The organism is Hymenobacter sp. DG01 (assembly GCF_006352025.1).
Taxonomy (GTDB): Bacteria; Bacteroidota; Bacteroidia; order Cytophagales; family Hymenobacteraceae; genus Hymenobacter.
In genome coordinates this window covers 413,569-431,483 of record NZ_CP040936.1, presented here as the reverse complement: position 1 = coordinate 431,483, position 17,915 = coordinate 413,569, and the positions used below count along the sequence as shown (strand labels likewise).

General features: G+C 59.0%; 18 protein-coding genes. 10 read left to right on the top strand and 8 right to left on the bottom strand.

The window, feature by feature from the left end; translation table 11 throughout:
- Positions 1–69: 69 nt before the first annotated feature.
- Positions 70–1,980, bottom strand: a complete 1,911-nt coding sequence (gene abc-f, locus FGZ14_RS01760; protein WP_139920578.1) for a ribosomal protection-like ABC-F family protein — start codon at positions 1,978–1,980, stop codon at positions 70–72.
- An 88-nt stretch (positions 1,981–2,068) separates the two neighbouring features.
- On the opposite strand from abc-f, the gene FGZ14_RS01755 reads away from it, so the two are divergent.
- Positions 2,069–2,668, top strand: coding sequence for an HAD family hydrolase (locus FGZ14_RS01755; protein ID WP_139920576.1), 600 nt, complete (start codon positions 2,069–2,071; stop codon positions 2,666–2,668).
- A 13-nt stretch (positions 2,669–2,681) separates the two neighbouring features.
- On the opposite strand, the gene FGZ14_RS01750 is transcribed toward FGZ14_RS01755, so the two are convergent.
- The gene (locus FGZ14_RS01750) at positions 2,682–3,272 is read right to left on the bottom strand and encodes a Uma2 family endonuclease (protein ID WP_139920574.1); all 591 of its coding nucleotides are present in this window, start codon (positions 3,270–3,272) and stop codon (positions 2,682–2,684) included.
- 107 nt (positions 3,273–3,379) lie between these two features.
- Here FGZ14_RS01750 and FGZ14_RS01745 point away from each other — a divergent pair, with 107 nt between their 5' ends.
- Together FGZ14_RS01745 and FGZ14_RS01740 are read left to right on the top strand one after the other, a co-directional pair.
- Positions 3,380–3,925: a hypothetical protein gene (locus tag FGZ14_RS01745; RefSeq protein ID WP_139920571.1), complete on the top strand. Its 546-nt coding sequence runs from the start codon at positions 3,380–3,382 to the stop codon at positions 3,923–3,925.
- A gap of 98 nt (positions 3,926–4,023) precedes the next feature.
- Positions 4,024–4,266 carry a hypothetical protein gene (locus FGZ14_RS01740; protein WP_139920570.1) on the top strand — a complete coding sequence of 81 codons (243 nt, stop codon included), beginning with the start codon at positions 4,024–4,026 and terminating at the stop codon, positions 4,264–4,266.
- 93 nt (positions 4,267–4,359) lie between these two features.
- On the opposite strand, the gene FGZ14_RS01735 is transcribed toward FGZ14_RS01740, so the two are convergent.
- Entirely contained in the window at positions 4,360–5,619 is a 1,260-nt protein-coding gene (locus FGZ14_RS01735; protein ID WP_139920568.1) for a hypothetical protein, read from the bottom strand.
- 244 nt (positions 5,620–5,863) lie between these two features.
- Positions 5,864–7,504, bottom strand: a complete 1,641-nt coding sequence (locus FGZ14_RS01730) for an amidase (RefSeq protein WP_139920566.1) — start codon at positions 7,502–7,504, stop codon at positions 5,864–5,866.
- Between the two features lie 347 nt (positions 7,505–7,851).
- On the opposite strand from FGZ14_RS01730, the gene FGZ14_RS01725 reads away from it, so the two are divergent.
- Positions 7,852–8,256 (top strand): hypothetical protein, encoded by a 405-nt coding sequence (locus FGZ14_RS01725; protein WP_139920564.1) that lies wholly within the window; start codon positions 7,852–7,854, stop codon positions 8,254–8,256.
- Positions 8,257–8,328: 72 nt separating this feature from the next.
- Here FGZ14_RS01725 and FGZ14_RS01720 read toward each other — a convergent pair whose 3' ends face one another.
- The gene (locus tag FGZ14_RS01720) at positions 8,329–10,374 is read right to left on the bottom strand and encodes a hypothetical protein (RefSeq protein WP_139920562.1); all 2,046 of its coding nucleotides are present in this window, start codon (positions 10,372–10,374) and stop codon (positions 8,329–8,331) included.
- Between the two features lie 280 nt (positions 10,375–10,654).
- On the opposite strand from FGZ14_RS01720, the gene FGZ14_RS01715 reads away from it, so the two are divergent.
- Both FGZ14_RS01715 and FGZ14_RS01710 read left to right on the top strand, forming a co-directional pair.
- Positions 10,655–11,233: a 2'-5' RNA ligase family protein gene (locus FGZ14_RS01715; protein WP_139920560.1), complete on the top strand. Its 579-nt coding sequence runs from the start codon at positions 10,655–10,657 to the stop codon at positions 11,231–11,233.
- Positions 11,234–11,336: 103 nt separating this feature from the next.
- Entirely contained in the window at positions 11,337–11,804 is a 468-nt protein-coding gene (locus FGZ14_RS01710; protein WP_139920558.1) for a hypothetical protein, read from the top strand.
- A gap of 83 nt (positions 11,805–11,887) precedes the next feature.
- Here the strand turns inward: FGZ14_RS01710 and FGZ14_RS01705 are convergent, their stop codons facing one another.
- Both FGZ14_RS01705 and FGZ14_RS01700 read right to left on the bottom strand, forming a co-directional pair.
- Entirely contained in the window at positions 11,888–12,649 is a 762-nt protein-coding gene (locus tag FGZ14_RS01705; RefSeq protein WP_139920556.1) for an SDR family NAD(P)-dependent oxidoreductase, read from the bottom strand.
- Between the two features lie 72 nt (positions 12,650–12,721).
- Positions 12,722–13,147, bottom strand: a complete 426-nt coding sequence (locus FGZ14_RS01700) for an AraC family transcriptional regulator (protein ID WP_139920554.1) — start codon at positions 13,145–13,147, stop codon at positions 12,722–12,724.
- Between the two features lie 194 nt (positions 13,148–13,341).
- On the opposite strand from FGZ14_RS01700, the gene FGZ14_RS01695 reads away from it, so the two are divergent.
- Entirely contained in the window at positions 13,342–14,415 is a 1,074-nt protein-coding gene (locus FGZ14_RS01695; RefSeq protein ID WP_257883317.1) for an N-acetylmuramoyl-L-alanine amidase, read from the top strand.
- Positions 14,416–14,487: 72 nt separating this feature from the next.
- Here the strand turns inward: FGZ14_RS01695 and FGZ14_RS01690 are convergent, their stop codons facing one another.
- The gene (locus FGZ14_RS01690) at positions 14,488–14,817 is read right to left on the bottom strand and encodes a hypothetical protein (protein WP_139920552.1); all 330 of its coding nucleotides are present in this window, start codon (positions 14,815–14,817) and stop codon (positions 14,488–14,490) included.
- Between the two features lie 129 nt (positions 14,818–14,946).
- On the opposite strand from FGZ14_RS01690, the gene FGZ14_RS01685 reads away from it, so the two are divergent.
- The 3 genes from FGZ14_RS01685 (at position 14,947) to FGZ14_RS01675 (ending at position 17,831) form a co-directional block, all read left to right on the top strand.
- Positions 14,947–16,257 carry a cystathionine gamma-synthase family protein gene (locus tag FGZ14_RS01685; protein WP_139920550.1) on the top strand — a complete coding sequence of 437 codons (1,311 nt, stop codon included), beginning with the start codon at positions 14,947–14,949 and terminating at the stop codon, positions 16,255–16,257.
- A gap of 34 nt (positions 16,258–16,291) precedes the next feature.
- Complete coding sequence (locus FGZ14_RS01680) at positions 16,292–16,765, top strand: hypothetical protein (protein ID WP_139920548.1); 474 nt, start codon at positions 16,292–16,294, stop codon at positions 16,763–16,765.
- 121 nt (positions 16,766–16,886) lie between these two features.
- Positions 16,887–17,831, top strand: coding sequence for a DUF3667 domain-containing protein (locus FGZ14_RS01675; RefSeq protein ID WP_139920546.1), 945 nt, complete (start codon positions 16,887–16,889; stop codon positions 17,829–17,831).
- Positions 17,832–17,915: the final 84 nt, after the last annotated feature.

Sequence of the window (17,915 nt, the reverse complement as noted above, 5' to 3'; positions counted from 1 at the left end):
AGCAAGAAAAAAGCCCCACCCGAAGCAAAGTGCTTCGGGTGGGGCTTTCTACTACTCACTATTGGGCAATTACATTTCCGCCAGCATTTCCCAACGGTCGTTGAGCTGGGCCAGCTCTTTTTTCACCTGCTCGAATTTGTGAGTGGCGTCTTTCAGCTGGGCGGCGTTCTGATAGATCTGCGGGTCGGCCAGCTGGGCTTCGTATTGGGCCAGCTCCTTTTCCCGCTCGTCAATCTTCTTTTCTACCTCAGCCAGCTCTTTCAGGGCTTTTTTCTGGTCGGGTGAGGGCGTTTTGGCGGGCGCGGCTTCTACCTTCTTCTCCTCCTTTGGCAGGGGCCTGGGGGCCGAGGGCGAGGGTAGGCCGGCTTTCTTGGCCGCCTTTTCGCGGTCTTCCTGCCACTGCTCGTACTCGTTGTAAGTGCCGGGGTACTCTTTCAGTTGGTAGTCCTCGATGTACCAGATCTTGTTGGCCACATTCTCCACGAAGAAACGGTCGTGGCTAATCACGATGTAAGTGCCCTGGTACTGCTCCAGCGCCTGAATCAGGATGTTCACCGACTGCATGTCCAAGTGGTTGGTCGGTTCGTCGAGGAGCAGGAAGTTGGCTTCCGAAATCAGGGTTTTGGCCAGAGCTACCCGGCTTTTCTCACCGCCACTCAGCACCTTGATTTTCTTGTACACATCGTCGCCGGTGAACAGGAAGGAGCCCAGTACCGAGCGCAGCTCCATTTCTGAGCGCTTCGAGCCGGCCTCTACCATTTCCTGCAAAATCTCGTTTTCAATGCGCAGACTTTCCAGCTGGTGCTGAGCGTAGAACGACATAATCACGTTGTGCCCCAGTTGGTGATTACCACTAGTAGGAGCCTCCGAACCAGCTACCAGGCGCATCAGGGTAGATTTACCCTTACCGTTAGCCCCAATCAGCGCAATTTTGTCGCCGCGCTCAATGTGGACGTGGGTGTCGCGGAAGATGAGCTTTTCGCCGTATTTCTTGCCTACATGCTCCATGCGCAGGATGTGGCGGCCGGGCGTAACGGTGAAGTTGAACTTGATGTTTACGCGAGCATCATCGGCAGCTACGTCGTCGATACGCTCCAGCTTATCCAGCATCTTCACGCGGCTCTGGGCCTGCTTGGCCTTCGAAGCCTTGGCCTTGAAACGCTCAATAAAGCGCTCAGCCTGCCGGATCTGGGCCTGCTGGTTTTCGAAAGCGCCTTTCTGGATGGCGTTGCGCTCCTCCTTTTCTTCGAGGTAGAACGAGTAGTTGCCGGCGTAGGGCACCAGCTTGCCGCCCGTTACTTCCACGGTGGTGTTGGTGGTGCGGTCCAGGAACTCCCGGTCGTGCGATACGATAATCACGGCACCTTCGTAGCCAGCCAGATAATTTTCAATCCACTTAATGGAAGGCAAGTCCAGGTGGTTGGTGGGTTCGTCGAGGAGGAGCAGGGAAGGCTGCTGAAGCAGGATTTTCGCGAGCATCACGCGCATGCGCCAGCCACCCGAGAACAGCTTCAGGGGGCGTTGCAGCTCCTCGGTAGTGAAGCCCAGACCTTCCAAGATTTCTTCGGCGCGGGCTTGCATGGTGTAGCCGCCCAGGGCCTCGAAACGCTCCTGCAGGGCCGCCAGCTTTTCTACCAGGTCGTCGGTGTAGTTGGTTTCGAACTCCAGCAGCACCTCGTCAATCTTCTTCTGAATCTCCAGGGCCTCGGCAAATGCCTGCATGGCTACCACCAGGATGGACTCGTGCGAGTCGTAGCTCAGTAAATCCTGGTTCAGGAAGCCCAGGCTCACGTCCTTGCTCATGGAGATGCTGCCGCCATCGGGCTTGTACTCACCCACCAGAATGCGCAGCAGCGTGGATTTGCCCCGACCGTTCAGCCCGATGAGGCCAATCTTATCCTTGGGCTTGATATGCAGGTTGGCCTTGTCGTAGAGCGTACGCGAGCCGAAATGAAAGTCGAGGTCAGTAATGGAAATCATCCTACTTTGCGGGGGCTTTGAAGCCGCAAAGGTACGAGCTATCTAGTTGCGGTTGAATTAGAAGTTAACACAACTGTGGCGTATATACATGAGCGATAAAGACAGCTTGCTTCTCATACTAGATTTAGATGAAACATTAATCCATGCATCAAGCACGGAGTTAGGCCGACCAGCTGATTTTATGTTATTCGGCTATTACATCTATCAACGGCCTTATTTGAAGGAGTTCCTAACTAGTTGCAGTCAATATTTCAAGCTAGCAATCTGGTCGTCGGCATCCGACGATTACGTGGTTGAGGTAGCTAAACGTATCGTTCCAGCATCTATACCGCTCGAATTTGTTTGGGGCCGCAGCCGTTGCACTTATTGCTTCAATAACCTAGCTTTCGAAGAGTCTGGACATGCGAACTATCATAGTCACTATGATTACTTGAAAGTACTTAAGAAAGTACGGCGCTATGGTTACGATTTGAATAAGGTGTTGATCGTTGATGATACGCCGGCCAAATCCAAAAGAAATTATGGCAATGCCATTTACCCTGAAGAATACACAGGGCAACCACATGACAGTGAATTACTCCTGCTTTTAGCTTATCTAATGCAGTTGAAGGACACCACAAACGTTCGATCAATCGAGAAAAGAGATTGGAGAAACCGCATAGACCTTCTTAAGGAGAGAGGGATGTAATACGTAGCTTTACTCACACCCCTTCAAATACCTCAGCCCACGCTATCTGCAGCTCGGGCAGGGTAGCCACCGGAATCAGGCCGGGGGTGTAAAACTCACCGCGCAGTTCGTAGCGCCCCTCGTCGCTGAGCAGGTACACAACCACATTTTTCTGCTCGGGAGTTACTATCCAGTATTCACGCACGCCTACCTCCTCGTAGAGATCAAACTTCTCCTTGGTGTCGCGAGAAACGTTGCCAGGCGAGAGGATTTCGATAATCCAGTCCGGGGCGCCGAAGCAGCCGCGCTCGTCCAGCTTCTGCGGGTCGCAGATATCGGGCTGCACCACGGTTTCAACGCTAGCGTCGACGTTGGGGGTAGCACGGGCCAAGCGCACATCGAAGGGAGCATGATACATCTTGCAGCTTTTGCCTCGCAGAAACTGCATAATAGAAAACTCAATGTTTAGAGTAATATCTTGGTGCTGCCGCTTAGGCGCGGGACTCATCAGGCGCACCCGGCCCCGAATCAGTTCTACCCACTCCGTGAGCTGCCAGCTTAGGTAGTCGGCATAGGTGTAGCGGCGGGAGAGGTCGAGTTGGGAAAGCTGCGTGATAGGGGCCATGGAAAAGCGGTATCAAGTCGTGGGCAAAAATAGTATTTACAATTACGAGATATTTCGCCGCTGCTTTCAGCCCAAACCGCCTCCTGCCCTCCCGCGTACACCTGCGCATGAACCGCCCCTCCTCCCTCCTACCCCTTGCGTTGCTCTTAACCTTGGTGGCAGCCTGCCGCTCCGAGCAGGAAACCTCCGTAGCCGAATCTCGCGACAATGTGCCCGCCGCCGTAAAGGGCGAGCAATCGACGACGGAAACGGTGGGCAATACGGCCCGCAACCACGGCTACATCCGGCGCTTCTACCAAGAGAAGGGTAAGTATTATGTCACTGTCGACTACATCCAATTTCTGAACGGGGCCGATGCCGTGGCGGCAGCCCAGCGCAAGGGCGACGCCGTGGTGGACATCCAAAACGGCGACACGACTTATTCCGTCTTCAACGACTATTACATCGTGAACGACAGCCCGCGCCAGCGCACGTTCCGCCTCAGCGACCAGGCCGTGCTGACCTTCTGGAATAAAACCGGAGAGCTTCGCCAGTACAACCCTACCCCCTCCGAAGTGCTAAACCAGGGTACGGATGTGTTTCGATACGCTCCCTTTATCGTAGAAACCAAACAGGGCACTATCACCAGCCTGACGGAGCAGTACGTACCGTAAGCCGCCCTCGGCCGGGGAGTTTTTAAGGCAAAAATCGACTTGCCCGAGGCTGGTGCCGTATAAGACAGCATCTGTTCACGTACCTAACCTTTACTACTATGGCAACCAACGCCTCTAACGATAACGTAACCGAAAACGACAACTTCGCGGAACGCGCCGCCCAGGGCCGGCAAGCCGGTAGCCCGGTAGGTCAATCGTCGGGCAAGCCCAGCTACGGCGTGGGCGGCTACGAGCTGAACCTGGATGCCGAAGCCGGCGACGAAGGCGGCTCGGGCAGTGCTACCTCGGCCAATGAGCGCACCAGCCGCGGCCGCAACGAAGACGGCGACGACGCCAAATAGTCAAGATCGATACTGGTTGCCCAAGGCAGCCACCAAACAAAACGACCCGCTAAGGCGGGTCGTTTTGTTTAGCAGGGGTAGCAAAACTACCGCCTACAGGTTCTCGATGGCCGTCTGATTCAGGCTGCCATTGGCAATGCCTTTCAGCTCTTTTTCGTATTTGAGCACGTTGCCGAATACGGCTTTCTGCTGGGGCGTTTTCAGGCTGGCCAGGGCGGCAGAGCTATCAATCTTGTTTTCGATGACGCTGGTCAAGGCCGCCATGAAGATGCTGTGGGCATCATTGGCGCTCAGGATATGACCCATGGGCTTGGTTTCCTGCGCGATAATCCAGCCCAGGCGCGAGGCGGCCAGGCGCTGGTTGGGCGTGCCGTGGTGGCCGCTGCTGGTGAAGCTGCAGTCGCCGATGTTATAGAACAGCTCGAAGAACTCGGCGGCGCGTTTCCAGTTGTAGGTGGCTCCGCGCTTGTGAGTGAGGTAGTAGCTGGAGAAGAAGTCGGCTTCCAGCTCGGTTTTGCGGGTCTGCTCGGGAGTATCTGCCCGGGGGCCGTACCAGGCGGTGTAGTTATTAAACTGCACCTGGTGGCCCCACTCGTGGGCCAGAATACCGGCGAAGGTCACGCCTTCATCAACCCCGGCATCGGTCATTACCTTTACAATACCGTCGCCAATTACAATCAGCTTGTCGGTGGTCGCAAAGCCATCAAACGACAACAGCGGCGAGGTTTTGAAAGCAGCGCTGGGCTGAATTACGTTGACAATAATGAAGTCGGCGTTAGCGTAGGCATCGGCCGCCGAGAGGCCGGCGAAGTTCACGTACACGGCCGCAATAGCGTCGCGGTTCTGCAGGGTGCTGGTGTGCTGGCCTACCAGGGTAATCTGGTTGGGCATGCTCCAGAACGACTCCAGGTCGCGCTTGTGCTTGGCGGCGAAGTTGGTCTGGCTGCCATCGGCCCCGAAGGTTTGCTTGCTGGCATCGAGGTAGGTATAGAGCTGATTGATGGTTATCAGCAAATCGTACCACTCCCATTCCAGCGCCCCAAAGGCGTTAGCATAGGGGTTAATAGCGGTGTTGAAGGGGGTAGGGCCGCAGACGCTGGGCACTACGGCATTGGCGCCGTTAGCGGCCAGCGTTTTGCTGAAGGCATCGTAAGAGCAATTGGCCCCCGAGGCCAGCAGCTTGGCTTTATCGAGCTTGAACCGGCCTTCGCCGACCGTCTGACTGCTGGTTACGGCCGCCGACTGGCGGCTTTGCGGCTGCACGGCAGCTACCTCGTTTTCCTTCTCGCAGGAGGTGGTCAGCAGTCCGACACCGCTGCAAAGCAACGCAAGCGTGAGTGATTTTAACTTCATGTACCTAGCGGATTATGGTTTGGGTGGATACAAGTGGAGGGATGTGATTCTAAACCTAGTGAAAATATTTAAAGCAATAATCAAAATTATACTAACAAATATCCAACACTATATAGGATTATAAGAGTGCTGTTGCTGCAAAGTCTGCCACCAGATACTGGAAATGAAAAAGGTAGGCGGAAGAAGTGCCTCCGCTGTGCGACACTTCTTCCGCCTACCCCCTGGCAGCCTGGCAATCAATAGGCTACCCCACAAACGGCGCCTTAAAGGCTGGGGCCGCCCGCTTCTTGGAGGCCTGCTCGTAAGCGTAAGCCAGCCCCAGCAACGGCCCCTCCTGGTACGCGCCGCCCACAAACGAGAGGCCTACCGGCAGGCCGTGCACCTGGCCCATGGGTACCGTAATGTGGGGGTAGCCCGCCATGGCCGCCGACGACGAAAAGCCCGGGCCGCCGCCCGAGTCGCCGTTGATCAGGTCGATGCAGCGGGCCGGGGCGTTGGTGATGGCCACCAGTCCATCGAGCTTGTTTTCGCGCAGTACCGTGTCGAGGGCGGTGCGGGCGCCCTGGTGCGACTTGCGCAGGGCAGCCTGGTACTTGGGGCTCTGCAGGCCCTCCAACTTGTCGGAGCTTTCCAGAATTTCCTGCTGGAAGAAGGGCATGGCCTTGGCCTTGTTTTCGGTGTTGAAGCGAATGACGTCGGTGAGGGTTTTGACGCCCGCGCCGGCCGTAGCCAGGTACTTGTTTACGCCATCCTTGAATTCGTAGAGCAGCACGTCGTACTCGGCCTGGCCCAGCGGGTCGGTCTGCTTTTCTACCTCTACCTCCACCACCGTGGCGCCCTGGGCTTTCAGCAGCTCCACGGCCTGCTTAAGTAGCGGAATGGCGTCGGAAGCGCCCGTGAGGTGGCCTTTCTCCACGCCCAGGCGCTTACCCTTCAGGCCGTTGGGGTCCAGAAATTTGGTGTAGTCGGGTTGGGTTTTGCCGGGGCTTTCCTTGGTTACAGCATCGGCGGCATCTTCGCCGGCCAGGGCCCCGAGCAGAATGGCCGCGTCGCGCACAGAGCGCGTCATAGGGCCAGCCGTGTCCTGGGTGGCGGAGATAGGAATGATGCCCGTGCGGCTCCACAGGCCCACCGTTGGCTTGAAACCCACCAGTCCGCAGCACGAGGCCGGCGACACAATAGAGCCGTCGGTTTCGGTGCCAATGGCCAGGGCGCACAGGTTGGCCGCCGCCGCCGCGCCCGAGCCGGAGCTGGAGCCGCTGGGCGTACGGTCGAGGATGTAGGGGTTCTTGGTTTGGCCTCCGCGGCTGCTCCAGCCGCTGGTGCTGCGCGTGGAGCGGAAGTTGGCCCACTCGCTCAGGTTGGTTTTGCCCAGCACAATGGCCCCGGCCTCGCGCAGCTTCTTCACGATAAAGGCATCCTGCTGAGCCTTGTGCCCGGCCAAGGCCAGGGAGCCAGCGGTGGTTTGCTGCTGGTCGGCGGTGTCGATGTTGTCTTTGATGAGCACCGGAATGCCGTGCAGAGGGCCGCGCAGCTTGCCGTTCTTGCGCTCCTCATCCAGCTGATCGGCCAGCTTGAGGGCATCGGGGTTGGTTTCCAGCACCGAGTGCAGCCGGGGGCCGGCTTTGTCTATCTGCTCGATGCGCTGCAGGTACAGCTCCGTGATGCGGCGGGCGGTGAGCTGTCCGCTTTTCATTTTCTCCTGCAAATCGGCCACGGTGGCTTCGTGCAGCTCGAAGCTGGTATCGGGGCCACCATCAGCTGCCGCGTCCCCATCGGTGGGGTTAGTGGTTTTTTCGGGGGTAGTAGAGCAGGCCCCCAGCGACAGGGTGGAGAGGGCGAGGCCGGCGAGGGAGCCGTTACGCAGGAATATTCGGCGGTTCATAGAAAGTGGGTTTGTGCCTTCAAGATAGAGGGAATCTGATGCAACGCCTAGTGGGGCCGCCCCTACCCCACCGCCGGTTGCGAGCGGGCTCCCACGGCCGCGGGCGGCACTTAGGCCTAAGCCAACGGGCCGCCCGAAGTCAGCAGGTTACCAGTTCTCGAATCTATCAGCTATGTTCATACATTGAATTGCCCCGACCGGCCCTCAGGCAGCACCTCAAGGGTACTTTCTGATCAGGACCGGGCCTTATTTCACTAACTGCCGATATATCTGCGCTTCGCTTCCTAACGTTCTTCGGTCGTCTTAAGAGGCCATTCCCTTCTTTCTACTTTCTCTGTTTAGTATGTATGCAGCACATTATCCTGGAAACTCCCGGCCTCATTATCAGCTATGACTATACCAACAAGTGGCTTTACGCCGACTGGCGGGGCAAGCATGACCAGGAGTCCGCGCGCGTCGGATGCGGCCTGATGCTGGAGGCGCTCAGCCAATGGCCTTCTACTAAAATCCTGAACGACAACTCCAACGTGACGAGCATGGCTGTGGAGCTTACTACCTGGGGCGTCAGCTGGCTGCATGCTATGTATGTGGCTGGCCTGCGCTATCTGGCTTGGATTTACCCCTCCTACCACACCGGAAACAAGCGTGTGGCCCAGAGTATTATCCATACCATTGAAAACCCCATTGTTGCTTCTTTCAGTGACTTGCCTAGTGCCCGGACCTGGCTACAGCAACAGCGGGTTATCAGCTAGGCCCTCTCAACCCCAGCCTATTTCTTCCGTCCATCGGGAGTTAGGTTATGGGGGCCGTGGTTGGCTGGGCGCTTATTTGGCCTCACTGAGTTTTTTGGACAGACCCGCCGGAACCCCGGCGCTGTTGAGCATACCACTAACCAGGCCCTGGCGCCAGAGCGAGAAAACCGAAAAGCGCGCTTCCCGCGCGGAAAGCACACGACCGGGTTGCACGGCCTCACCCAGCCGGCGCGGATTATTGTCGCGGATGAAGACACCGTTAACCACGGAGGTGCCCAGGCGGTGAAACAGGCCGGGCTTTTCCTGCTGGTTGAGCAGCTGCAGCTTCAAATCAGCATACTCGCCCCACAGGGTACCCCGCGCGGCCGCCTGGTCCAGGCTCATCTGAAACCGGATGCGGCGCACTGTGCCACTGCGCAGGGCCAGGCCCCGGGTGGGCACTATCATGGAGTTCAGGATAGAAAGCGGGGTGGGCCCGAACTCGCCGGCCAGCGTGTGGCGGCCGGCGGCATCCAGCAGGTTGGCCCGCAGGGTTAGCCGGGCCTGACATCGGTTTTGCACCCTCCCGGTGGCTTCTGCAGTCAGGGGCGAGGCGGCGCTCATGTGCGCGGGGCTGGTACACACATTGCGCAGCGCTACGCTGAGCCGGTCAATATTCATCACCCCGGGCTGCGGGTCGCGGGGGGCGCGGTAGCTTAGCCGGATGGTGGCCTGCTCAATACGCAGCTGGTTTAAGTGCAGCTGAAAAGGCAGACGCCGTAGCGCTTCCGGCGTTACAATAGAGGGAGCAGGGTTTATGGGGAAGCGGCCGTCGCTGCGGGTGCTTACCTGGGGGCGCCGCAGCACCAGAGAAACCGCGCGCAGCTGCTGGCGGGTAGCCGCCGGAAAGCTAAGACCCGAAAAACTGATTTCCGGCAGCCGGACCGTAACGTGCGCCGTCTGGTGCCCCTTGCGCCGGGCCAGCGTGGCCACGCTTAGGGTAGGCATCACCAGCGCGTTCAGCACCCGGATCTGGCCCGTCTGGCTATCGGCCCGCAAGCCCCGCCACGACAGGTGGTAGTAAGGAGCATCGAGGATAGCCGTGGCCGGGCCGGTGCGCACCTGCCAGGCCCGGGCGTAGTATATATCGGTGGCGGCTTTGCGGTCAGGCAGCACCTGCAAGTCGGTGCCCAAGAGGCTTACGCCCGTTACAGCCGGGGCCAGCGCCACCCCAGCCACGCGCACCTGCCCCCCAGTCAGGCGCAGGTGTTTCAGTCGGCACTCGCGCAGGTAGGGCCGGAGCATTTCCGGCAGGCTGGGTGGCGCCTGGGCCGGCAGGGTCAGGGCCAGACGGGGGGCCGCTACCCGGAGCGTATCGGCCCGGAAACAGCCTCGGCTGAGGCTGCCCAGCACCAGCCGGGGCAGCGCCAGGCTCACGCGCACGGCTGGGGTGCGGACATGGCTGATGGGCTGCTGCGGGTGAATCAGCACGGAATCGAGCTGCAGCTGCCGACTGGCCGAAGAGAAGGCCGCTCGCACCAGCCGCAGCTCGTGACCGGGCACGCGTACGGCGGCTCCGTGTACCTGGGCCGCCAGAGTCGCGGCGTAGGCAATCCGGCCCGAGTCGGCGGCCCCGGCCGCACTCAGCCAGATATCCTCAGCCAAAAGCGTGCTTTCACCCAGACGTACCGTGGGCTGTTTTTCTGACCCATAGGCAATCCGGATATGGCGCAAAGCCAGCGTACCCACTCGGACTCCGGGTACCGGCAGCTGCTTATGCAGGGGCTGTTTGCTACCTCCTTGGGGCAGGGCAGCCAGGCGCAGGGTCAGGGAGTCAAGGGCAATGCTGTCGATGGGCACCTCGCGGCGGCGTACCAGGGCCAGCAGCCCAACTCCGCTCACGCGCAGGCGAGGCAGGGCCAGACTCAGGGCTGGCAGTTTAGCGGAATCGGGGGTGGCAGCTGCCGTGCGCATACGAATGCCACTAAGCACCGCGCTACCCTGCCACAAGCTGGTTGGCAGCCCGGCAATGCGCAGCTGGTAACGGCCGTGGCTGCTTTCCTGCACCCGGCGCTCCAGAGTATGGCGCAGCCAGGGGTCCAGGAAGAACGTCAGCCCTACCCCCACTACCAGGGCCAAACCCAGTAAAAGAACAAGCAGCCAACGCCCCCAATGGCGACGGGGAGCGGCCGGAAGCGCGGCTGGAACAGATACTACGTCCGAAGGAAACACGGCTGGCTTACGGCGAAGGGGTAGGGCAGGATGCGGAAAGCGGGTGCTACTTAGGAGGACTGGTTGGCGGCAGCGTGTATTTTAGCACGATTTTCCTGTTGAAGGCCGGCCGCAAAGCCTGCCTTACGTACTCATTCCCGGGCCCGTGGGGGCCAACCAATCCGCAGTGCTTTCAGTTAAAGAACCGATGCTGGCCATAACTTCTCTTCTGAACCCGCAGAACGCGGAGCGGATTAACCGCCTGATCAAGAGCCTGGAGGCTGAGTTTGGACTGGACGACGTGCAGGCCACGCCGGATCCGCACATTACCTACCAGCTGGCCGGGGTGCGGAAGCTCTCGGCCCTGAAGCAGGTGCTGCGCGAGGTAGCCCGCCACACCCAGCCCTTCGCGGCATTTACCACGGGCCTGGGGGTTTTTCCGGGTCCCAACCCGGTGATTTACATTCCGGTGCTGCGCTCCGATGTCCTGAACAACTTGCACCACCGCGTTCTGCAGGCCACGGCCCCGTTGTGCCTGCGTACCGACAAGTTCAGCGGGCCCGACTGCTGGCTGCCCCACATTTCCCTGGCCCTGCACGATACCACCCCCGAGCTGCTGGGCCCGGTAATGCAGTACCTCAACCAGCACACGTTCAACCTGAAGCTCAGCATCAACAACCTGGCTATTCTGCGGCAGGAAGGCGAGCAGTTTATCCCGGAAAAGATTTTCACCTTCGAGGGGCACAAACACGAGCCGCTGCCGACTTTGTTTGAGTCGGAGGCATAGCCATTCCCTACCCCTCTCCTACTGCCAAACCTCCCAGCATTTGCCTTGCATTTCCGGGCTTGGCTGCGACCTTTACGGCTTCCAACTCACCTTTTCCTTGCTTATGACTGCATATTCCATCGTTCTTGCCGTGCACTCCTGGACGCGCTGGCTGGTATTGATTTTCGGGCTGATTGCCGTTTACCGGGCCTTTGTGGGCCGCCAGGGCCGCCCCTGGACCGGTGCCGACAATGGTATGGGCGCTGCTTTCGTGGGCTCCATGCACCTGCAGCTGCTGCTGGGCCTGATTCTGTATTTCGCCCTGAGCCCTTACGGAGTAAAGGCCTTTGAAACCCAGGGCGGCGCGGTAATGAAGGACGCGGGTAGCCGCTTCTTCGCCGTAGAGCACTTGGTCGGGATGATACTGGCCGTAGTAGCCGCTCAGGTGGGCCGCTCGCTCTCCAAGAAAGCCGTTGACCCCATCGTGAAGCACAAGAAAGCCTTCACCTGGTTCCTGATTGCCTTGCTGATTGTGCTGGTAATGATTCCGTGGGGCATCTGGAACCCCGACCGCCCCGCGTTCCGCATCTGAGCTCAATGAAGTAACACAAGCAAAACGCCTCCCGGACCTGAGTTCGGGAGGCGTTTTGCTTGTGTGCTCTACGGGAATGCTACTTAAAAGAGCATGCCGCCCGAGGCCTCTATGCGCTGGGCATTCACCCAGCGGCCTTCCTCAGAGCACAGGAAGGCTACTACCCCGCCGATGTCCTCGGGCTGGCCTACCCGGCCCAGGGCCGTTTGCGAGGCCACAAACTGATGCAGGTGCTCATCGTCGCGCACCCGGCCGCCGCCAAAATCGGTGGCAATGGCGCCGGGCGCTACCACGTTGGCCGCAATGCCGCGGGCGCCCAGCTCCTTGGCCTGGTAGCGGGTCAGCACTTCAATGGCCCCCTTCACACTGGCATAGGCCGAGGACCCCTGTAGGGCGAAGCGCGCCAGGCCCGAGGAGATATTAATGATACGCCCGCCATCGGCCAGCAACGGCAACGCTTTCTGGGTCAAAAAGAAAGGTCCTTTCAGGTGAACGGCTACCATCTCATCGAACTGCTCCTCGGTGGTATCCGCGAAGGGGGCGTAGAGAGCTACACCGGCGTTGTTGACGAGGAAGTGGAACTGCTCGGCCTGGAAGGTATTGTGCAGGGTAGCGCGCACCTGCTCAAAGAAGGCGTCGAAGCTTTTGCTGTCGGCTACATCCAGCTGCAGCGCGGCCGCTTGCCGGCCCAGACTCTGGATTTCGGCTACCACGGCCTCGGCTTCGTCCTTTTTGCTGTGGTAAGTAAACAGTACATCAGTGCCTTTGCGGGCCAGGCTCAGGGCCATGTCTTTACCGAGGCCGCGGCTGCCGCCGGTAACCAGGGCTATTTTGTTGCTGCTCATACGTTTCGGAGTTGAAGTGAACAGCGCAAAGGTGCTACCCCGCCGGCCCGGAAGTATGGTGAGTAGTTCAGTTTAAATGGTGACAGTTTCCGATGTTGCGGCCACCCGCTGCTCGGCCCACACCTGCTCGCGGTACTGCTTGGGCGTGCACGCCTGGAAGCGCTTAAAGAACTTGGTGAAGTTGGAAGGGTCGTAGGTGAGGCCAGTGGCAATGTCGGCCACGGACCGGCGCGGGTCACGGAGCTGCTCGCGGGCTATTTCCATAATGCGCCCCTCGAAATAATAGCAGGGCGAGTATCCGGTAGTAAGCTTGATGGTGTTGCTCAGGTGGGTGGGGTGGATGTGGAGCTGCTCGGCCAGGTCCCGGATTTCGAGCATTTCCGTGGTTCGCCCCGCTACTACATCCTGGAGGTGCTCATCTACGGCGCGCCGGAAGTCGGCGGTTATTTCGTGCTGGCGCGCCAGAAGCTTTTTGGGAATGGGGCGTGTGGTTGTCATGGGCGTAATTCAGGATAGGCCCGGGCATGGCTGCGGGCCGGTTTTGTTCGTATTGTAAAGATTTACTGCCTTTTTTGCGCTATAGTACGGTTTTAGCCTTCATAAAGGCCAGGACCGACGGCGCCCTGAGTCGCCCAACGTAGCTTTGCGGGGCTTTCGCGGCCTTTGTTACTCTCACCAGATTCCTTCTGCTTTTGCGCTCTGCTGTTCTTTTCGGTCTGCTTTTTCTGATTTCCTCGCTGGCCCTGGGCCAGAGCAAGTACCGGCGGGCGGTAGCCAAACCCGGCGACGGGGTGAATACGCTGCTTTACCGCAACGGCCTGAACCCGAGCCAGCACCTGCGCCAGTTTCAGCAGCTGAACCGGGCCAACCTCACCAGGCGCAACGGCCTCATCATCGGGCGCACTTATCTGCTTCCGCACCGCTCAGCACCGAAAGCTGCGGTCAAAACCACCAGCCGTTCCAAAACAGCGGCCGCTACCCGTAGCACGGCCACGCGCGCCGCTACTTCGCATGGCCTGAGTACTACCCCCATGCTGCCCTCCAAGCTCTTCGGGCCCGCGTACAGCCCCGTACCTGTCCGCGACCGGGCGCTGCGGGGCGCGGTGTACTACCTCTCGCCCGGCCACGGCGGCCCCGACCCCGGCGCTATCGGTACTTATGGCAACAGCAAGCTGGCCGAGGATGAGTACGCCTACGACGTGACTATCCGGCTGGCGCGGGTGCTGATGGAGCACGGCGCCACCGTATATATGATGGTGCAGGACCCCAACGACGGTATCCGCGACGAGGCCATCCTGAAAACAGACCACGACGAAATCGGCTACCCCAACCAGGTAATTCCGCTCAGCCAGGTGTACCGGCTGCGTAAGCGTATTGCCGAGGTCAACCGCCTGCACGCCCGCCACAAGGGCGCCTACCAGCGGCTCATTGCCCTGCACGTTGACAGCCGCAGCGCGGGCCAGAACATTGATGTATTCTTCTACCACCACCCCGGCAACGCGCTGGGGCTGCGGCTGGCTAAGAACATTCACAAGGTATTCACGGCGCGCTATAAGCGGGCTCAGCCCAACCGGCCCTACTCCGGCAACGTGTCGGAGCGCGGAACGCTGTATGAGGTGCGCAATAGCCGCGCCCCGGCCGTGTTTATGGAGCTGGGCAACATCCGCAACTCCAAGGATCAGCGCCGCTTCCTGGTTCCCGACAACCGCCAGGCCCTTGCCAATTGGATCTATGAAGGTCTGCTGGCCGATTACACGGGACGTTGAGTTGTGAGTTGCCGGTTGCCAGTTGCCAGGCAATGTTGCACTGACAACCGGCAACTCACAACTGATAACTGACTACGGGTTCATCAGCAGGAAGAGCAGGTTGTGATACAGAATACCTTGCTCCCCGTCGTGGATGCCGTCGAGGCCGGCGTCTTCCAGCAGGGCTTCCACTTCTTCGTAATCCGTTAAAAAGTCTATTTCCGGCTCCTCTTCGCCCGGCACTTCGGTGTGCACGAGGTAGCGGCGCTTGGGCTCCAGCGTGATGAAGAGCTTGCGGAAGCGCGTCTGGGCAATGAGCAGGGCTTCGTAGGAAATGACCGTTTCCTCGTCGGTGTGGAGGTAAATAACCGTTTTCTCGCTTACGGGCGTGTGGTGCAGAAAGCTGGCAAGGTCGAGGGGCATAACGGAGAAAGCTGGTGAGGAACGCCCGAAGGTACGGCTTGCAACTCTGCCAGAGCTTCCCCTCATGGTTTATCAGAAAGGCTACCTTAGCAGAATCCAACCTTTCCTCCCACCCTACCCCTTTCCATCATGACGAACCCTCATGACCACGCCTGTATCAGCGGGCAGCGCCTCCACCCCGAGAGCCTGATGATGAGCTACGGCTACACGCCCGCTTGGAGCGAAGGCGCCATCAAGCCGCCCATTTTTCAGACGTCCACCTTCGTGTTTGCCAATGCGGAGGAGGGCAAAGCCTTTTTCGAGCTGGCCTACGGTCTGCGCCAGCAGGGCCCCGATGAGGAAATGGGCCTGATCTACTCCCGCCTCAACAACCCCAGCCTCGAGATTCTGGAGAACCGCCTGTGCCTTTGGGATGAGGCTGAGGAAGCTGCCACCTTTGCCTCGGGCATGGCCGCCATCAGCACTACCCTGCTGGCTTTGCTGCAGCCCGGCGACGTGGTGCTGCACTCCGAGCTCGTGTACGGCGGCTCCGACTTCTTCCTGAAAAACGTGCTGCGCAAGTTTGGTATCGAGGCCAGGGGCTTCCTGCCCACCGCCACACCCGAGGAGCTGGCGGCTCAGGCCGCGGCCATTGCGCCCGGCCGCCTGGCCATGATTTTCGTGGAAACGCCCGCCAACCCCACCAACCACCTCGTGGACCTGGAGGCCTGCGCCGCCCTGGCCCGCCAATACAGCACCCTCGAAAAGCCCGTGCGCCTCGTGGTGGATAACACGTTCCTGGGCCCCGTGTTCCAGCATCCGCTTAAGCACGGCGCCGATGTGGTGCTGTACTCGGCCACTAAGTTTCTGGGCGGCCACTCCGACCTCATTGCCGGCGCCGCACTCAGCAACAAGGCCCTTATGAAGGAAATCAAGGGTATGCGCACCTTCATGGGTACCATGTGCGACCCCAACACCGGCTGGATGCTCATGCGCAGCCTTGAAACGCTAAAGCTGCGGATGGAGCGCGCCGCTACCTCGGCCCAGGTCATTGCCGACTGGCTCCGGGAGCACCCGCTGGTGGCGCGTACTTACTACCTCACCCACCTGGAGCACAGCCCCGTTCAGCAGGATATCTACCGCCGCCACTGCCTCTCGCCCGGCTCCATGATTTCCTTCGACATTCGGGGTGGCGAGGCTGAAGCCTTCCGCTTCCTCAATGCCCTGCGCCTCATCAAGCTGGCCGTGAGCCTGGGCGGCACCGAAAGCCTGGCCGAGCACCCCGCCACCATGACCCACTCCGACATCACACCCGTCGACCAGCTCGAAATGGGTATCACTAGCCAAATGATTCGCCTGAGCATCGGGGTGGAAGACCCACGGGACCTGATGCTGGATTTGAGCCAGGCTTTTGAGGCGGTGAGGTTGCCACAAGAGGTGCGCGTGGCGGAACTGGCGTAAGCAGTCTTAAGGATCCACATCAAATTAAGTACCCATGAAATTTGAATATCGCTCTCTGGCTGAATTCATGACTGAAATATCAGTTGAATGTCCTAGATGCGGTTCAAAAGCACAGGTGACTTCGTCTTACAGCAACATCTGGGAAGCCTCTTTTTTGTGTCATGGATGCCTATTCCATAGAATTTGGGATGGCGACGCAAACTCCTTCGTGACAGCTCACTCAAATTATGAGCAGTATGAAGGAATTCTCACTGGCCCGCCTGTTGACAGCTTCTTCCGTTATCCTCTCTGGTACCAAACAGGATACAAAGGCGAGGTACTCTATGCTTACAATCTCGCTCATTTGGCGTGGCTTAAGCAATTCTTAGGAGCGGGATTGCGCGAGCGGACACAAACGCCCTACGGATGGAGCAATCAGAGTTTACAAAACCGGCTTCCTCATTGGATGCTAGCCGCAAAAAACAGAGATAGTATAATTCGGAAAATTATGGCGTTGGAAAAGAAATGACGCTGATGCGGCTGTAAGCCTACTTATCGAAAAAGCCCGCCGCTGAAGCTTCAGCGGCGGGCTTTTTCTTGCTATTCCTATAATAAATCTCTTAATTTCAATAACATCCACTGTATTCTATATGCAAGCTACTGCTACCCAAACCATAGCCATTGACCCTGAGTTGGCGCACTCGGTTCATGGCGTGGCGGCCCACTCATCGGAGCACGCCCCTGCCGCCTGTTTGAATTGCGGCACATTGGTCGCGGACCGGTTCTGTGGCCACTGCGGGCAGGATGTCCACCACACGCACCGCCTGACGCTGCGCTTCCTGCTGCTCCACGACCTGCCCCACTCCATCTGGCACGTTGATAAGGGCATCGGCTATACGTTCCGGCAGATGATGACGCGGCCGGGCGCTACCCTGCACGAATACATGGCGGGCCGCCGGGCCCAGCATTTCCGGCCCATTTCCTACTTACTCCTGATTTGTGCCGTGTGCATGTTGCTACTCTCGGCGGTAGGCATGAACCCGATGGCGGCCAGCCAACAGGCCGACATGCCGCGCCTGCTACAGCTGACCATGGAGCGCTACCTGCAGCTCTACACCAAATACCCGACCCTGATCTACGTTGTTCTCCTCCCCGGCAACGCCCTGTTGGCGACCTGGTTGCTGCGGCCGGCGCGGTTCAATTTTGCCGAGATGCTGCTAAGTCAGGCGTTTATATCAGGCACCACCACCGTTATTTCCACCGTCGTGATGCTCCCGATGATGCTGCTGATACCGTATTTCCCGGTTTTGCAGCAATATCTGGTGCTAGGTATGCTGCCGTTCACGGTATATACCGCCTGGGTGTACCGCCAGCTGCTGGAGCCGGCCCGCCTATCCGTAGGAGCCAAATGGGCGCGCAGCATCGGTACCGTGGTCCTGCAAACGATATTACTGTTTGCCAGCATCATGCTGGTGTACGTGGCTATCATTGCTTCACTTATCCGCCAGGACCCTACCCTTCTCAAAGACTTTCAGCAAAGAAGGGCCCCTACCTCTGCTGCCAGCCATGCCCCGACGCCCCAGCCTGCCAGGTAGTTTCATAAGCTCAGCCTATCCGGTAAACCACTGCCCCTGAGCCAAGCGCTCCTTATAAAAAAAGCCCGCCGCTGAATGTCAGCG

Coding starts and splice junctions, on each gene's coding strand:
- abc-f (WP_139920578.1), bottom strand. CDS start 1,980: ATGATTTCCATTACTGACCTCGACTTTCATTTCGGCTCGCGTACGCTC.
- FGZ14_RS01755 (WP_139920576.1), top strand. CDS start 2,069: ATGAGCGATAAAGACAGCTTGCTTCTCATACTAGATTTAGATGAAACA.
- FGZ14_RS01750 (WP_139920574.1), bottom strand. CDS start 3,272: ATGGCCCCTATCACGCAGCTTTCCCAACTCGACCTCTCCCGCCGCTAC.
- FGZ14_RS01745 (WP_139920571.1), top strand. CDS start 3,380: ATGAACCGCCCCTCCTCCCTCCTACCCCTTGCGTTGCTCTTAACCTTG.
- FGZ14_RS01740 (WP_139920570.1), top strand. CDS start 4,024: ATGGCAACCAACGCCTCTAACGATAACGTAACCGAAAACGACAACTTC.
- FGZ14_RS01735 (WP_139920568.1), bottom strand. CDS start 5,619: ATGAAGTTAAAATCACTCACGCTTGCGTTGCTTTGCAGCGGTGTCGGA.
- FGZ14_RS01730 (WP_139920566.1), bottom strand. CDS start 7,504: ATGAACCGCCGAATATTCCTGCGTAACGGCTCCCTCGCCGGCCTCGCC.
- FGZ14_RS01725 (WP_139920564.1), top strand. CDS start 7,852: ATGCAGCACATTATCCTGGAAACTCCCGGCCTCATTATCAGCTATGAC.
- FGZ14_RS01715 (WP_139920560.1), top strand. CDS start 10,655: ATGCTGGCCATAACTTCTCTTCTGAACCCGCAGAACGCGGAGCGGATT.
- FGZ14_RS01710 (WP_139920558.1), top strand. CDS start 11,337: ATGACTGCATATTCCATCGTTCTTGCCGTGCACTCCTGGACGCGCTGG.
- FGZ14_RS01705 (WP_139920556.1), bottom strand. CDS start 12,649: ATGAGCAGCAACAAAATAGCCCTGGTTACCGGCGGCAGCCGCGGCCTC.
- FGZ14_RS01700 (WP_139920554.1), bottom strand. CDS start 13,147: ATGACAACCACACGCCCCATTCCCAAAAAGCTTCTGGCGCGCCAGCAC.
- FGZ14_RS01690 (WP_139920552.1), bottom strand. CDS start 14,817: ATGCCCCTCGACCTTGCCAGCTTTCTGCACCACACGCCCGTAAGCGAG.
- FGZ14_RS01685 (WP_139920550.1), top strand. CDS start 14,947: ATGACGAACCCTCATGACCACGCCTGTATCAGCGGGCAGCGCCTCCAC.
- FGZ14_RS01680 (WP_139920548.1), top strand. CDS start 16,292: ATGAAATTTGAATATCGCTCTCTGGCTGAATTCATGACTGAAATATCA.
- FGZ14_RS01675 (WP_139920546.1), top strand. CDS start 16,887: ATGCAAGCTACTGCTACCCAAACCATAGCCATTGACCCTGAGTTGGCG.